Source organism: Kitasatospora sp. NPDC048715, assembly GCF_043198905.1.
Classification (GTDB): Bacteria; Actinomycetota; Actinomycetes; order Streptomycetales; family Streptomycetaceae; genus Kitasatospora; species Kitasatospora lactacystinica.
In genome coordinates this window covers 241094-255882 of record NZ_JBICVH010000005.1, presented here as the reverse complement: position 1 = coordinate 255882, position 14789 = coordinate 241094, and the positions used below count along the sequence as shown (strand labels likewise).

Below are 14789 nucleotides of genomic sequence, written 5' to 3'. Positions count from 1 at the left end.
TCATGAAGATTTCCCGGAAGATGACCAGGCTCGGCCTGTGTACCGCCGCCGCCGTCGGGCTGGTCGTGACCGTCGCGGGCTCCGCCAGCGCCAACACGATCCTCGGCATCGGGCAGGGCGCCGGAGCGTGCCCCACCAACTACGTCTGCCTGTGGTCCGAGGGCGGTTTCGTCGCCAACACCGGTGCCACCGGCAAGTTCGGTTCGATCGCCTCGGACCAGAACATCAGCGACATGGGCAAGCTGGAGCGGAAGAGCGGCCTGTGGACGGGGATGCAGGACACCACCTCGTCGGTGCTGAACAACACCGGGAGCAGCATCTGCTTCTACGAGAACAACAACTACACCGGCCTGGAGTTCAGGATCGGCCCCCGGGAGCAGTGGCCCTCGGTCCCGTCGTGGATCAACGACAGGATCAGTTCCTTCAAGTACTGCTGACCCGTCGCAGGGCCCGAAGTCCCCGACCGGTTCTCGCATGTGCCTGACGCGCGGGCCCGGACCGCATCCACTGCGGTCCGGGCCCGCGGTCTGTCCCTCAAGGTCCTACGAGCCGGCGGTGGCCGCCTCCAGGGTCGTGGCCATCACCGGGCTGGTGAAGGTGTTCGTCGCGTCGCCCGTGGAGGGGTGGTACGAGCCCCACTTGAGGTAGTTCCGGTCGCCGTCCCAGGTGGTGCCCTTGAACGTGCCCGACCCCGTCGTGAACGTCTGCTTCACGCCGTCGAACCAGAAGTCGATGGTGCCGTCCGTGCGGCCCAGGCGGATCTTCAGCGCGTAGGAGTGCCACGTGTTGTTGGCCGTCTGCGCGGTCCACAGGGAGTGCGACACGTGGGCGGTGTCCCACTCCTGCAGGCGCACGCGCCCGTTCACGATGTCGATCTCGATCGGGTGGTTGGCCGTGTCGGTGCTCGGCGAGCACTTCAGCTGGAACACGTACCGGCTGTTGGTGTCCTGGATGTCCACCTTGGACGACCAGCCCAGGTAGAAGGTGTCGCCCTCCTTCAGGTCCGGGCTGAGCGTCTCGCAGCGCTCCTCCCCGCCGGCCTGGAAGGCGCGCCACACGTTGCCCTTGGCGGAGTCCTTCACCACCCCGAAGTTGCCGGCCGCGCACTGGACCGCCTTGAACGAGGACGGGCCCGTGCTGGTGCTCGGGGTCCACAGGACCTTGCCCGCGGCGGCGGAGCTGCTCGCGGAGGCCTGGCCGCAGGTGATCGCGAACGTGGCGAGGGCGACGGCCGCGGCGGCGGCCTTGCGGCGGTGGGTCAGAAGGGACATGCCTCTCCCGGGGGGATGAGTGGCGGACACGGGCGAGGAGCGATTCGACCAGCAATCGGCCCGCCCGGCCAGCCGAAACGGCCGACGGAAGATCCTTTTCGGACACTTCCGTCGGCCGCCCTGTCGACCTGAACCCGGCCCCGCTCCCGTCCGTTACGGAGTGCGCGGCTCCTCGGCGCCCTGGTCGTACGAGGAGGTGCCCTCGTCCAGCAGCGGCTCCTGCGTCTTGAGGTGCGCCGGGGCCAGCGCCCGCAGCACGTGGTAGCCGGTGATGACGACCAGCGTGCCGAGCGCGATGCCGCTGAGGCTGAAGGTGTCGGTGAACTTCAGCGTCACGTTGCCGATGCCGATGATGATGCCCGCCGCGGCCGGCACCAGGTTGAGCGGATTGCGCAGGTCCACCTGGGACTTGGTCCAGATCTGCGCGCCCAGCAGCCCGATCATGCCGTACAGGATCACGGTGATCCCGCCGAGCACCCCGCCCGGGATCGCGGCCACGATCGCGCCGAACTTCGGGCACAGGCCGAACAGCAGCGCGAAGCCGGCCGCCGCCCAGTACGCCGCCGTCGAGTAGACCCGGGTGGCGGCCATGACGCCGATGTTCTCCGAGTACGTGGTGTTCGGCGGGCCGCCGACCGCGGTGGAGAGCATGGAGCCGACGCCGTCCGCGGAGATCGCGGTGCCCAGCTTGTCGTCCAGGTTGGAGCCCGTCATCTCGCCGACGGCCTTGACGTGCCCGGCGTTCTCCGCGACCAGCGCGATCACCACGGGCAGCGCGACCAGGATCGCCGACCACTGGAAGGACGGGCCGTGGAAGGTCGGCAGGCCGACCCAGTCCGCCTTGCCGACGCCCGACAGGTCCAGGCGCCAGTGGTCGGTCATGTGCCCGCCGCCGTCCACCGAGTGGATCTTCCCGAAGACCCGGTCGAACAGCCAGGAGATCCCGTAGCCGAACAGCAGCCCCAGGAAGATCGCCACCCGCGACCAGAAGCCGCGCAGGCACACCACGGCCAGGCCGGTGAACAGCATCACCAGCAGCGCCGTCCACTGGTCCTGCGGCCAGTACACCGAGGCGGTCACCGGGGCGAGGTTGAAGCCGATCAGCATGACCACCGCGCCGGTGACGATCGGCGGCATCGCGGCGTGGATGATGCGCGCCCCGAACCGCTGGACCGCCACGCCCACCAGGAACAGCGCCACGCCCACCACGAACACCGCGCCGGTCACCGTCGCGCTGGTGCCGCCCTGCGCCCGGATCACCGCGGCCACGCCCACGAAGGACAGCGAGCAGCCCAGGTAGCTGGGCACCCGGCCCTTGGTGGCCAGCAGGAAGATCACGGTCGACACGCCGGACATCATGATCGCGAGGTTGGGGTCGAGCCCCATCAGCACGGGCGCCACGAAACTCGCCCCGAACATCGCCACCACGTGCTGGGCGCCGAGGCCTGCCGTGCGGGGCCAGGAGAGCCGTTCGTCGGGACGGACCACCGCCCCCGGTGCGGGCGTGCGCCCGTCACCGTGCAGCTTCCAGCGCACGCCGAGATCCATGGTGAGGTATCGCTTTCTCTGTACTTCCGGGGAACTGTCCGCACCATTCTCGTGGCCGCCGGATGTCCCGGCGATCACACGGACCCGCGTGAGCTGCGGATACGTGTGACGAGGCCCGACGGGCCCGGTGCTGTCGGGGATCTTACGGCCACCGCCCGCGCACCGCGGATCCGGCCGCACGCCACAGGATCCGGCTGCCGGCCGGATGCCCGTTCGCGGAGTGTCACCCGTGCGGGTGCATCACCGCGTCGCCGCCGCTCGGACGGGCCGGCCGGCCTGAAGACTGGCCGCATCCGTAGGACCTATCGAAGGACGTGCCATGGCGGAAGAGCTGTACGCGACGCTGAAGACCAACAAGGGCGACATCGTGATCCGGCTGCTGCCGAACCACGCCCCCAAGACCGTGAAGAACTTCGTGGAGCTCGCCAACGGCGAGCGGGAGTGGATCGACCCGAACACCGGTCAGCCGAGCAACGAGCCGCTGTACGACGGCACGGTCTTCCACCGGGTCATCGAGGGCTTCATGATCCAGGGCGGCGACCCCCTGGGCAACGGGACCGGCGGCCCCGGGTACAAGTTCGCGGACGAGTTCCACCCGGACCTGGCCTTCACCAAGCCCTACCTGCTGGCCATGGCCAACGCCGGACCGGGCACCAACGGCTCCCAGTTCTTCATCACCGTCGGGGCGACCACCTGGCTCACCGGCAAGCACACCATCTTCGGCGAGGTCGCCGACGAGGCAGGCCGGAAGGTCGTCGACGCCATCGCGACGGCGGAGACCAACCCCCGCAACGACCGCCCGGTCCAGGACGTGGTCATCGAGAAGGTCGTCATCGAGACCCGCTGACCGGAAGACTCTCCCGGGCGCCCGGCCACGGGCGCCCGGCCCCGGCACGGCGTGCGGGACGACCCGTTCCACCGCACCGCCCCGCCGTTTCATCCCCGCGTTTCATCCCCGCGTTCCAGGGCCCCGGCATTCCCCCTGCTCAGAGCCCGTTCCAGCGTCCCGCCGTCCCTGATCGGCCGTTGACCCTTGCGGCCGGGACGGATCACCGCGCAGGCTCCGGTCGTCCGAGCACCGCTCCGACCCGAGCACCGAAGGGGCACGGCCGCACCGGGACGTCACCGGCCGTCCACCTCCAGGGCCCCTCGGGCAACGAGAGTGTCGACGCGGGAAGCAACCCTGCGCAGCCCGTCGGGGGTCTGTACATCGACGACTCGATCAAGGTCGCCCGCTGGCAGCGGATCCATGGACGACGCTCCGCGATCGAAAGATCGCCTGGTGTCATAAGCTTGTCATATACATCTAATCCATCTAAGGGGGGTGCGTGGAGTTCCGACTGCTGGGCTCGGTGGCCGTGGTGGCCGCGGACGGCCGGGAGCTTCCGGCCGGATCGGCGAAGCGCCGCAGCCTGCTCGCCATGCTGCTGCTGAACCCCGGAGCACCGGTCACCGTCGAACGGCTCACCGAGACCCTCTGGGACGAGGAGCCGCCCCGGCACTCGCGCACCGTCATCCACAACCACGTCTCCGGGCTGCGCGCCCTGCTCACCGCCCACGACGCCCCCGCCGCCGGCGTCGAACTCGTCACCGACAACGGCGCCTACCTGCTGCGGGCCCCCGACCACGCGGTGGACACCGTACGGTTCGAACAGCTGGTGGTCCGCGCCCGCGCCCTGGAGGACGCCGCCGAGGCCGCCGCCGCCCTGCGCGAGGCACTCGCCCTGTGGCGGGGCCCCGCCCTCGCCGGCACCATCCCCGGCCTGCCGCTGCAGTGCGCCGCCCAGGCCCTGGAGGAACTGCGGCTGGCCGCCGCCGAGGAACTGGCCCGCGCCCACGGCCGGCTCGGCGACCACGGCGCGGCCGCGAACCTGCTGCACGCCGAGGCCACCGCCAACCCGCTGCGCGAACCGCTGGTCGCCGACCTCATGCACGCGCTCGGCCGCGCGGGGCGCCGCTCGGAGGCCCTGGACTGGTTCCACCGCACCCGCCGCGCCCTGGCCGAGGAACTCGGCATGGACCCCGGACCGGAACTCACCGACGCCCACGACCGCCTGCTGCGCACCGACCTGCCGCAGCGCACCGACGTGCCGCAGCGCGGCGAGGCCCCGCGGCACACCGAGGCCCCGGCGGGCCGGTCCGACCGGGTGCCGCCGCCCCGGCTGCCCGGCGACCAGGAGCAGCCGGCCGTCCGGGCCGCGTCCGACCGGGTCCCGCCCGCGCGGGTCCCCACCGTCGGCGGTCTGACCTCCGTCCCCGACCGGGCCCCCGGCCCCGAACCGCTGCCGGCCGCGGCCCCCGAGCCCGCCCCCGCCGCCGCTGCCTCCTCCTCCGCCGCGTCCGTGCTCGCCCCCGTCCCCGCGCCCGCCCCCGTGCGTCCGGCGCCCTGGCACCAGCCCGCGCCCTGGCCCTTCCCCCGCCGCCCGCGCGGCTTCGCCGGCCGGGAGGACGAACTGGCCGCGCTCGACCGGGCCACCGCCGCCCCCGGCGCCGTCGCCGTGCTCACCGGCGGCGCCGGCGTCGGCAAGACCACCCTCGCCCTGTACTGGGCGCACCGCCGCCAGCAGGACTTCCCCGACGGCCGGCTCTTCGTCGACCTGTGCGGCCACAGCCCGCTGCCGGAACGCGACACCGCCGCCGTCCTGCGCGAACTGCTGCTCGCCCTGGGCCTGCCCGCCGAGCAGATGCCCGCCACCCCCGAGGCGATGGCCGCCCGCTACCGGGAACTGACCGCCACCCGCCGGATGCTGATCGTCCTGGACAACGCCCGCCGCTCCGAGCAGGTCCGCCCGCTGCTGCCCGACGGCGACGACTGCGTCACCCTGGTCACCAGCCGCGACCGGCTCGGCGGGCTGGTCGCCTCCGACGCCGCCCGCCCGGTGCCGCTCGCCGAACTCTCCTCCCCGCAGGCCGTCGGCCTGCTCGCCGCGACCCTCGGCCCCGACCCGGTCGCCGCCGAACCCGAGGCCGCCGCCCGCCTGGCCGGCCTGTGCGACGGCCTGCCGCTGGCCCTGCGGCTGGCCGCCGCCCGCCTCGCCACCGGCCCGGCCCGCGCGCTGGCCGCCCTCGCCGAGGAACTCGCCGTCGAGCAGGACCGCCTGAACCTCCTCGACGTCGAGGACACCAGCGTGGCCGCCGCCCTCGCGCTGACCGTCCAGCACCTGAGCGAACCCGTCCGCCGCACGTTCCGCAGCCTCGGCGCCCACACCGGCGCCACCCTCGACAGCCGCACCGCCGCCGCCCTGGCCGGCTGCCGCCCCGAGGAGGCCGCCGACGCGCTGGCCCAACTGGCCACCGCCCACCTGATCGTGGAGATCGGCCGGGACGCCTACACCCTGCACGACCTGGTCCGCCTCTACGCCCGCAGCCTGCCCGGCGACACCGACACCCAGGTGCTGCCCCGCCTGCTCGACCACCTGCTGAACACCCTGCTCACCGCCTGCTCCGCCGCCGAACCCGGCAGCGAACCGTGCTGCACCCTGCCGCCCGGCACCCGCCGCCCCGCCGAGGTCCGCCCCTTCCCCGACCGGGCGGGCGCGCTCGCCTGGTACGCCGCCGAACGCGACACCCTGCGCGGCGCGGTCGAGGCGGCGGTCGCCGCCGGACTGCACGACCGCGCCTGGCGCCTGGTGCTGCTCCAGTGGCCGCTGATCGTCTGGCAGGTCCGGGACGGCTGGGCGCCGCTGCTCGAACACGGCCTGGCCGCCGCCGAGGCCGACCGCGACCCCGGCGCCCAGTCCCGCGCCCGGGCCCTGCTGGGCTGGGTCCTGCTGGAGGAGGGCCGCCCCGAACAGGCCCTCGTCCACCTGGAACGCGCCCCCGACCTCGCCGCCCGGGCCGGCGACAGCACCGCCCAGGCCGTCGCCCTGATCAACCTCGCCGTCGCCCTCGCCCGCCACGGCGACCGGGCAGGCCGCGCCCGGGCGCGCGGCCTGCTGGTGAAGGCCCTGTCCCTGGCCGAACGGGCCGGGCGCGCCGAACTCGTCGCCCTCGCCCGCCAGCACCTGGCCGGCGAGTGCCTGGCCGCCGGCGCCGCCGAGGAGGCCGCCCACCACGCCTCCCGCGGCCTGGCCGTCGCCGAGCCGCCCTTCCCGGTCGCCCGCCGGGTGGTCCTGCAGACCCTCTACGGCCGCGCCCTGGCCGCCACCGGCCGGCCGGAGGAGGCCGCGCTCCACCTCGGGGCCGCCCTGCGCACCGCCCGCGCCCACCAGTACGGGGAGGGCGAGTCGGAGGCCGGCGCCGCCCTGCGCGCCCTGTCGGCCGGCACCCCCGCGGTGGCGGGCGCCGTCGCGACGGTCACCGCCGGATCGACGGCCACCGCCGGGCGGCACTGACGGCGCGCGGCACCGGCGGCGGGCAGCACCGGCGGCGGGCAGCACCGCCGGCCGCGCAGCACTGACGGGCCGTCCCGCCGGGAAGGATGAACACCACGGGGGGAGCCCGGGCAGCGGGCGAAGCCGGCACACCACCTGCCCGAGGGGGTTTCGCGATGACCACGCCGCCGGAGCCGAACCGTCAGACCGAGCTGCTGGAGCTGTACAAGCTCGCCGTGGAGATGGCCGACCGGGTCTCGGCCCGCCGGGGCAACGCCAACACCTTCTTCCTGTCCGTGCAGACCGCGCTGGTCACCCTGATCGGCTTCGGCATACCGAAGCTGTCGGAGTCCCCGTGGTGGGTGGCGACGGCCGTCGCGCTGGCCGGCATCACGCTCTCCGGCGCCTGGTGGATGCAGCTGCGCAGCTACCGGGACCTCAACGGCGCCAAGTTCCAGGTCATCAACAGCATGGAGGAGAAGCTGTCCGCGCGGATCTACACCGACGAGTGGGACGTCCTGCGCAACGCCGCGGCACCCGGCCGGCGCCACCGGCACTACACCGAACTCGGCACCACCGAACGGCTCGTGCCGATGATATTCGCGGTGGCTCATCTGATCCTGCTCACGGGCACGCTCGCCACCGGCACACTGGCCGTATGAGCCACCTCGATCCCATCGCCGACCTGATCCGCTCCTGCCTGCCCTCGGAGGCCAGACCCCCCGCGGGCTCCGACGACCTCTTCCGCATCTACGCCGTGCTGCTCCAGGCCAAGGGCGAGCAGGTCACCGACGAGGACGTCCACAACGCCTGGACGGCCTGGACCCAGACCACCGACGACACCCACAAGGCACTGGTGGCCTTCGACGACCTCGACGCCCGCACCCGCGCCCTCGACGCCCCGTACACCCTCGCCATCCGCACCGCCGCCCGCCGCCTCCACCACCCCACCGTGCGTTAGGGCGTGTCTGACAATTCCCGCCGGGTGCGCGACGCCGGGGCACGCACCTCGCCGCGTTGTCGTCGGTCGCCAATGCTCCGCAGTGGCTCCCTCCTCCGCCTTGCGATGCACGCACCCCAACGCCGCGCCCTGATCCGACGCGAATGGTCAGACACGCCCTGGCGACCCGGGCCCCGCCGTCTCCGGGGGACCGCGCGGGGCCGTCCTGCGGCCCCGGGTCGTACTGGGCGAGGCCGTGGCCGAGCGACCGGTCGACCGGCGCGTTCTCGGTGAGGGCGACGAACACGTTGCGCGGCTCGGTGCCCGCGTACGCGTGGGCGGATGGCGGTCTCAGGCGCCCGGGGCGGCGGCCGCAAGCTCGTCGACGGTGCCGGACATGACGGTGCGCAGGTGGCGGGTGAGGTGCTCGACGGGCCAGTCCCACCAGGCGATGTCCAGCAGGCGGGCGATGTCGGCCTCGTCGTGGCGCAGCCGGATCACCCTGGCCGGGTTGCCGCCGGCGACGGCGTAGTCGGGGACGTCGGAGGTGACGACGGACCCGGCGGCGACGATCGCGCCGTGGCCGATGCGCACGCCGGGCATCACGGTGGTGCGGTAGCCGAGCCACACGTCGTGGCCGATCACGGTGTCGCCGCGCCCGGGCAGGCCGGTGATCAGGTCGAAGTGCTCGGCCCAGGCGCCGCCCATGACGGGGAAGGGGAAGGACGAGGGCCCGTCCATCCGGTGGTTGGCGCCGTTCATCACGAACCGCACCCCGGTGGCGAAGGCGCAGAACCTTCCGATGACGAGCTTCTCCGGCCCGTAGTGGTACAGCACGTTGCGGGTCTCGAACGCCGTCGGGTCGTCCGGGTCGTCGTAGTACGAGTACTCGCCCACCTCGATCAGCGGCGAGGTGACCAGCGGCTTGAGCAGGACCACCCGCGGCTGTCCGGGGAAGGGGTGCAGCACGGTCGGATCGGGCACGGCGGGGAGGTCGGGCACGGCGGGGGTCACGGGGGCGGCACCGCTTTCACGTCGACGGGGTGTCAGGGGCATCGGGGCGCCGGAGCGCGCCCTGCCATGATCCACCGGACGGCGCCGCGGACCACCGGGTTTTCCGGCCCCCGCCCGGGCGCCCGTCCGGGATTCACGAAACCTCCACGCGGCGTCGCTGCATCGATCGGCCGGGGCGGGGTATCCGGGGCGTTCGACCGTGCCGACAAGAGGAAGGACTCCGATGGTCACGACCACTGGTGAACTGACCGCCTCCGCCGCTTCGCCGACGAAGGACCCCTCCCGCACGGCCGGCTCCGCCACGGCGGGGCTGCGCGACCTGCTGCCACCGGAGCTGGCCGCGGCCGAGGACCTGCGGGAGGTCGCCCCGTCCGACGCCCGTGAGCTGACCCGGGTGCTGCTGCGCCGGCTCGCCGCGCTGGAGGAGGGCACCCGGGAGTACTCGTACGTGCGGGCCACCCTGGTGGAGATGAACCTGTCGCTGGTGAGGTTCGCGATCCGCCGCTTCAACGCCCACCGGGAGCCGCAGGAGGACCTGCTGCAGGTCGGCGCGGTGGGCCTGATCAAGGCCATCGACCGCTTCGACCCGGAGCTGGGCGCCGAGTTCACCACCTTCGCGCTGCCCACCGTGCTCGGCGAGATCCGCCGCCACTTCCGCGACACCACCTGGGCCGTCCACGTGCCCCGCCGCCTCCAGGAGCTGCGGATCGCCCTGGCCAAGGCCCAGGAGCGGCTGGCCCAGGAACTGGACCGGGCGCCCACGGTCGCCGAACTGGCCGACCACCTCCAACTCGCCGAGGAGGAGGTGGTCGAGGGCCTGACCGCCTCGAACGGGCACACCGCGGGCTCCCTGGACACCGGCACCGAGGACGACGACCGCCCCGGCTGCCTGGGCGAGCGCCTCGGCGAGGAGGACCCGGACCTCTCCAGGGTGGAGGACCTGGTGGCGCTCAAGCCGCTGGTCGCCGCCCTGCCGGAACGCGAGCGGCAGATCCTGTCGATGCGCTTCTGCGAGGACCTGACGCAGTCGCAGATCGGCGCCCGCCTGGGGCTGTCCCAGATGCACGTCTCCCGGCTGCTCTCCCGCACCCTGCGGCGCCTGCGCGAGGGACTGGAGGAGGACTGAGGGCGCCCGGGGCCCCGGCACCCGCTTGGCCGCGGCACGCCGCCTACGTAAGGTCGGAGGGCACGGACACGAGGGGACGACGATGATGCCATCCGACAACGACCAGCGGGGCCTCGGGCCGGCGGCCTCCCCCTACCGTGCGGAGCTCGCGGTACGGACCCGACCCGCGGCGGGCGGCGCGGTGGTCTGCGCCCTGGCGGGCGACCTCGACATCGAGACGCTCGCCCCCGCCGCCGACACGCTCACCGCCCTGGTCGCCCGGCGGCCCGGCGCGGTGGTGATCGACCTCGCGGGGGTGGGATTCTGCGACTCCTCCGGACTGAACCTCCTGCTCAAGACCCGCCTCGCGGCGGGGGAGGAGGGCGTGGGGCTGCACCTGGCCGCGGTGCCGCCCACCGTCATGCGGGTCCTCGAACTGACCGGCACCCGGGCGGTGTTCTCCATCCACGGCTCGGCCGAGGAGGCCCTGGCGGCCTGAGCCGGCCGGGCACGCCGCCGCGGGGCGGGTGCCGCGCGTGTCGCGGGTGCCGCGCACCCGGCGCCGGGGAAGGCATAATCCCGGGAGCGCCGGGAAACCGACATGCGAACCGCCGTCGATCCGAAGGGTGCCCTCATATGACGATGAGCCGGGGAACCCTGGACGGCGACGCGCACCGGGCCGGGCCCGCCCTGCCGCCCGGTGGCCAGCGCCGCCGGCTGCCGCTGGCCGGGCTCCCCAAGCCGGTCGCCCGGGCCCGGGCCTTCACCGCCGAGGCGGTCGGCGACTGGTACCCGCCCGCCGGGGCGCCCGGCGCGCCCGGCGCCCACGAGGGCGTCGGCGCGGACGTCGTGCTGCTGGTGGCGGAGCTGGTGGCCAACGCCATGCTGCACGGGGACGGCCCGCTGGAGCTGGTCCTGGACGCCACCGGGCAGCGCCTGCGGGTGGAGGTCAGCGACCGCAGCCCGGCCATGCCGGTGCTGCGCCTGCCGCACGAGCCGGCCCTGCCGGGCGGCCACGGCCTGTTCATCGTGGAGCGCACCGCCGACCGCTGGGGCGCCGAGCCGAACGGCCGGGGCAAGGCGATCTGGGCCGAGTTCGACGCCCACCGGCTGACCCGCCGCTGACCCGCGGCCGCCCCGTCGCTGACCTGCCGTCGAACCGCGGCCGACGCGCGGGCCGCCCCGCCGCCGACCCCGCGGCCCCGCACCCCCGCCGGCCCGTCGATCGGCCGACCGTTTGATCATGGGGCGTCAAGTTGTCTGTACAGCTCGGGGTCTCTTGCCGGTCATCGGCCCGTCATCGGACACCACGGCTGCGTCCACCTCGGTCTCGTACACATAACGGGTCCGGTCCGAACCGCGCGGCCGGCCCCCGTACCGAGGAACCGCGGTCCGTCAGCAAGGAGCCCCACCCTCATGAGTCCGAAGCCCGAACTGTCGCGCCGCAGTGTCCTCGGCGGCGCGGCGGCGGCCGCGGTGCTGTCCGCCCTCCCGCTCAGCGTCCAGCAGGCACTCGCCGCACCGGCCCGGCCCGGACGGCTGGCGGACATCCAGCACGTCGTGGTGCTCATGCAGGAGAACCGCGCCTTCGACCACTACTTCGGCACCCTGGCCGGCGTGCGGGGCTTCGGCGACCGCACCGCCGTGCGCGGCGTCGACGGCCGCTCGGTCTTCCACCAGCCCGACCCCGGCCGCAAGGAGGGCTACCTGCTGCCCTTCCCGATGAACGCCGCCCACACCAACGCCTACCAGCAGGGCGCGCCCGCCTTCGGCTACGGCGACTCCATGAACGCCTGGAACGACGGCCGCGCCGACGGCTCCGTCACCCGCCGCTCCTCCGGCTGGCTCGGCCAGGGCTACTACGAGTCCGCCGACATGCCCTTCTACCACGCCCTCGCCTCGGTGTTCACGGTCTGCGACGCCTACTACGCCTCCGTGCAGTGCAACACCAACACCAACCGCGACCACCTGATGACCGGCACCAGCGGCGGCACCGTCCGCGACACCCCGGTGACCGACAACACCGAGATCCCCGGCGGCTACGAGTGGACCACCTACGCCGAGCGCCTGGAGAAGGCCGGCGTCAGCTGGAAGACCTACCAGGCCCTCGACAACTTCGACGACAACGCCCTCGCCTGGTTCGCCCCCTTCGTCAAGGCCAAGCCCGGTGAGCCGCTCTACGAGCGCGGCATGCGCGCCGTCGGCGACCCGGCCAAGGCCAAGGACCCCTTCGCCATGGGCGACGCCCTGGTCGAGGCCTTCACCGCCGACGTCCAGGCCGACCGCCTCCCGCAGGTCTCCTGGATCGTCGCCCCCGCCGCGCTGTCCGAGCACGCCAACTACGCGCCGCCGAACGGCGAACACCTCACCTCCCGGCTGCTGTCCGCGCTCGCCGCCAAGCCCGAGGTGTTCCAGAAGACCGTCTTCATCCTCAACTACGACGAGCACGGCGGCTTCTTCGACCACCAGCTGCCGCCCGTCCCGCCGCTGGCCGACGGCCGCGGCAAGTCCAACGTCCCGGTCGACGGCGAGGTCGTCGTCCGCGTCTCCAAGGGCTCCTCCACCTACCACCGGGTCGTCGGCCAGGACGGCCGGTACCGGGTCAGGGCCGCCGACGGCACCCTCGCCTGGTCCGACACCCTCCCCGCCGGCGAGACCCTGGTCTCCGGCCCCTACCCGATGGGCCTGGGCGTACGGGTGCCGATGGTCGTCGTCTCCCCGTGGACCCGCGGCGGCGTCGTCGACTCCACCGTCTACGACCACACCTCCGTGCTGCGCTTCCTCGAACAGCGCTTCGGCGTCCAGGAACCCAACATCAGCCCCTGGCGGCGCGCGGTCTGCGGCGACCTCACCAACGTCTTCGACTTCTCCGGCCGCAACCCCGCCTGGCCGCAACTGCCCGACACCAGCGGCAACCGCCAGAAGGTCGTCGACACCGGCAAGCTCCCCGCCCCCACCGTGCCCAGCCCGCAGACCTTCCCGAAGCAGGAACGCGGCACCCGCTCCTCGCGCCCCGCCCCGTACAACCTGCTCGTCAAGCCCCGCCTCAAGGGCGACGAACTGACCCTCGACTTCGTCAACCAGGGCCGCCAGGGCGCCGTCCTCGCCGTCTACCCCGCCCCCGGCGAGGCCCCCAAGCACTACACCGTCGCCGCGAAGAGCCGCCTGTCCGACGTCTGGAAGGTCGGCCCCGCCGGCTACGACCTGCGCGTCCACGGCCCCGACGGCGCCCTGTGGCACCTGCGCGGCGACACCGCCTCCGCCTACGAGGTCTCGCTCTCCGAGGAGAGCGACGGCAAGGTCCTGGAGGTCGACGTCATCAACCGCTCGCGCACCGCCCGGACCTTCCTGGTCGGCGACCTCGCCTACGGCGACGGCCTGCGCGAGGTCCGCGTGGAGGCCGGCGACGACCGCACCGTCAACCTCAAGGTCGGCCCCGAGGGCTGGTACGACGTCGCCGTCGCCGTCCAGGGCGACCTCGGCTTCCGCCGCCGCATCGCCGGCCGCTTCCCCTGGGACGACCGCACCGTCACCGACCCCGCCCTCGGCCTGGCCGACCCGCTCACCGTGAACCTCGCCCTCGGCGCCGCCTCCACCACCATCGACGAACCCGTCCTGCTGCCCGGACACCCCGCCACGATCACCGCCACCCTCACCGCCACCACCGCCCTCACCCGCCTGGAGGCCCAGCCGCTGCTCCCGCCCGGCTGGAGCGCCACCACCGTCACCGCCGCGCCCGACCGGCTCGCCGCCGGCGCCGCCGCCACCGCCGTCTGGCAGGTCACCCCGCCCGCCCAGCTGCCCGCCACCGCCACCCACCGCCTGCTGGTCACCGCCCGCGCCCAGGCCGACAGCCGCTTCGCCCTCGCCGACGGCGAACTCGCCGCCCGCCCCGCCCCGGTGATGACCGGCCACCTCCTCGACGAGGACTTCGAATCCCTCGCCGACACCCTCAAGCCCGAGGCCGGCGTCCTCGGCTGGACCGCCCAGGCCCCCAAGGGCTGGACGGTCGTCAACGCCCCCGCCATGCCGCAGGGCACCGTCCGCCTCCAGGGCTGGACCTTCCACACCAAGCGCGAGTGGTCCGTCCCCGCCGGCCAGGACCGCGGCAACTTCACCCGCGCCCTGGGCGTCGTCGCCGTCGCCGACCCCGACGACTGGGACGACACCGGCTCGCCCTCCCGCAAGGGCGTCTTCGACTCCACCCTGGTCTCGCCCGCCGTCGCCGTCCCGGCCGGCACCGACACCCTCCACCTCGCCTTCGACTCCCACTACCGCCAGGAGGCCCCGCAGAAGGCCTCCGTCACCGCCGTCTTCGACAACGGCACCGAGACCCGCCTGCTCGCCTACAGTTCCGACGCCACCGGCAACGACAACGCCGGCAAGGACGTGCAGAACACCCGGATCACCCGCAGCTTCGCCGTCCCGGCCGGAGCCCGCTCGGTGACCCTCAGGTTCCGCATGTACGACGCCGGCAACAACTGGTACTGGGCCGTCGACCACATCCGCCTCGACACCCGCCCCATCACCGGCTGACACCCCCCGCCCCGCCCCGGGCCCGCCCGAGCCTCAGCGCCCGGGCGGGCCCGGCCCGTACC

Annotated in this window: 12 protein-coding genes; 9 read left to right on the top strand and 3 right to left on the bottom strand. The window is 73.7% G+C overall.

Annotated elements, in window-relative coordinates; genetic code table 11:
• Positions 1-2: 2 nt before the first annotated feature.
• Positions 3-437 carry a peptidase inhibitor family I36 protein gene (locus tag ACGFSC_RS12050; RefSeq protein WP_359910750.1) on the top strand — a complete coding sequence of 145 codons (435 nt, stop codon included), beginning with the start codon at positions 3-5 and terminating at the stop codon, positions 435-437.
• A gap of 105 nt (positions 438-542) precedes the next feature.
• On the opposite strand, the gene ACGFSC_RS12045 is transcribed toward ACGFSC_RS12050, so the two are convergent.
• Entirely contained in the window at positions 543-1271 is a 729-nt protein-coding gene (locus ACGFSC_RS12045; RefSeq protein ID WP_359910753.1) for a heparin lyase I family protein, read from the bottom strand.
• A 153-nt stretch (positions 1272-1424) separates the two neighbouring features.
• Complete coding sequence (locus tag ACGFSC_RS12040; protein ID WP_359910756.1) at positions 1425-2819, bottom strand: solute carrier family 23 protein; 1395 nt, start codon at positions 2817-2819, stop codon at positions 1425-1427.
• Between the two features lie 319 nt (positions 2820-3138).
• Between ACGFSC_RS12040 and ACGFSC_RS12035 the strand changes: the two genes are divergently transcribed.
• From ACGFSC_RS12035 to ACGFSC_RS12020, 4 genes are all read left to right on the top strand, one after another.
• Positions 3139-3666 carry a peptidylprolyl isomerase gene (locus ACGFSC_RS12035; protein WP_359910759.1) on the top strand — a complete coding sequence of 176 codons (528 nt, stop codon included), beginning with the start codon at positions 3139-3141 and terminating at the stop codon, positions 3664-3666.
• A 481-nt stretch (positions 3667-4147) separates the two neighbouring features.
• Positions 4148-7153, top strand: a complete 3006-nt coding sequence (locus tag ACGFSC_RS12030; protein ID WP_359910762.1) for a BTAD domain-containing putative transcriptional regulator — start codon at positions 4148-4150, stop codon at positions 7151-7153.
• A gap of 155 nt (positions 7154-7308) precedes the next feature.
• Positions 7309-7794, top strand: coding sequence for a hypothetical protein (locus ACGFSC_RS12025; RefSeq protein WP_359910765.1), 486 nt, complete (start codon positions 7309-7311; stop codon positions 7792-7794).
• The gene (locus tag ACGFSC_RS12020) at positions 7791-8093 is read left to right on the top strand and encodes a hypothetical protein (RefSeq protein ID WP_359910768.1); all 303 of its coding nucleotides are present in this window, start codon (positions 7791-7793) and stop codon (positions 8091-8093) included. Before ACGFSC_RS12025 ends, ACGFSC_RS12020 begins: the two co-directional genes overlap by 4 nt.
• Positions 8094-8423: 330 nt before the next feature.
• Here the strand turns inward: ACGFSC_RS12020 and ACGFSC_RS12015 are convergent, their stop codons facing one another.
• Positions 8424-9074, bottom strand: a complete 651-nt coding sequence (locus ACGFSC_RS12015) for a CatB-related O-acetyltransferase (RefSeq protein WP_380631835.1) — start codon at positions 9072-9074, stop codon at positions 8424-8426.
• 235 nt (positions 9075-9309) lie between these two features.
• Here ACGFSC_RS12015 and ACGFSC_RS12010 point away from each other — a divergent pair, with 235 nt between their 5' ends.
• From ACGFSC_RS12010 to ACGFSC_RS11995, 4 genes are all read left to right on the top strand, one after another.
• Positions 9310-10212, top strand: coding sequence for a SigB/SigF/SigG family RNA polymerase sigma factor (locus ACGFSC_RS12010; RefSeq protein ID WP_359910774.1), 903 nt, complete (start codon positions 9310-9312; stop codon positions 10210-10212).
• A gap of 82 nt (positions 10213-10294) precedes the next feature.
• A complete protein-coding gene (locus ACGFSC_RS12005; RefSeq protein ID WP_359910776.1) occupies positions 10295-10690 on the top strand; it encodes an STAS domain-containing protein in 396 nt (131 codons plus the stop codon).
• Between the two features lie 137 nt (positions 10691-10827).
• Positions 10828-11316 (top strand): ATP-binding protein, encoded by a 489-nt coding sequence (locus ACGFSC_RS12000; protein WP_359910779.1) that lies wholly within the window; start codon positions 10828-10830, stop codon positions 11314-11316.
• A 291-nt stretch (positions 11317-11607) separates the two neighbouring features.
• On the top strand, positions 11608-14727 hold the full coding sequence (locus ACGFSC_RS11995; RefSeq protein WP_359910782.1) for a phosphocholine-specific phospholipase C: 3120 nt from the start codon (positions 11608-11610) through the stop codon (positions 14725-14727).
• The last annotated feature ends 62 nt before the right edge of the window (positions 14728-14789 follow it).

Excerpts from the sequence above, each read along its gene's own strand:
- ACGFSC_RS11995 (WP_359910782.1), top strand. The coding sequence starts at position 11,608 with ATGAGTCCGAAGCCCGAACTGTCGCGCCGCAGTGTCCTCGGCGGCGCG.
- ACGFSC_RS12000 (WP_359910779.1), top strand. The coding sequence starts at position 10,828 with ATGACGATGAGCCGGGGAACCCTGGACGGCGACGCGCACCGGGCCGGG.
- ACGFSC_RS12035 (WP_359910759.1), top strand. The coding sequence starts at position 3,139 with ATGGCGGAAGAGCTGTACGCGACGCTGAAGACCAACAAGGGCGACATC.
- ACGFSC_RS12020 (WP_359910768.1), top strand. The coding sequence starts at position 7,791 with ATGAGCCACCTCGATCCCATCGCCGACCTGATCCGCTCCTGCCTGCCC.
- ACGFSC_RS12010 (WP_359910774.1), top strand. The coding sequence starts at position 9,310 with ATGGTCACGACCACTGGTGAACTGACCGCCTCCGCCGCTTCGCCGACG.
- ACGFSC_RS12040 (WP_359910756.1), bottom strand. The coding sequence starts at position 2,819 with ATGGATCTCGGCGTGCGCTGGAAGCTGCACGGTGACGGGCGCACGCCC.
- ACGFSC_RS12050 (WP_359910750.1), top strand. The coding sequence starts at position 3 with ATGAAGATTTCCCGGAAGATGACCAGGCTCGGCCTGTGTACCGCCGCC.
- ACGFSC_RS12005 (WP_359910776.1), top strand. The coding sequence starts at position 10,295 with ATGATGCCATCCGACAACGACCAGCGGGGCCTCGGGCCGGCGGCCTCC.
- ACGFSC_RS12025 (WP_359910765.1), top strand. The coding sequence starts at position 7,309 with ATGACCACGCCGCCGGAGCCGAACCGTCAGACCGAGCTGCTGGAGCTG.
- ACGFSC_RS12045 (WP_359910753.1), bottom strand. The coding sequence starts at position 1,271 with ATGTCCCTTCTGACCCACCGCCGCAAGGCCGCCGCCGCGGCCGTCGCC.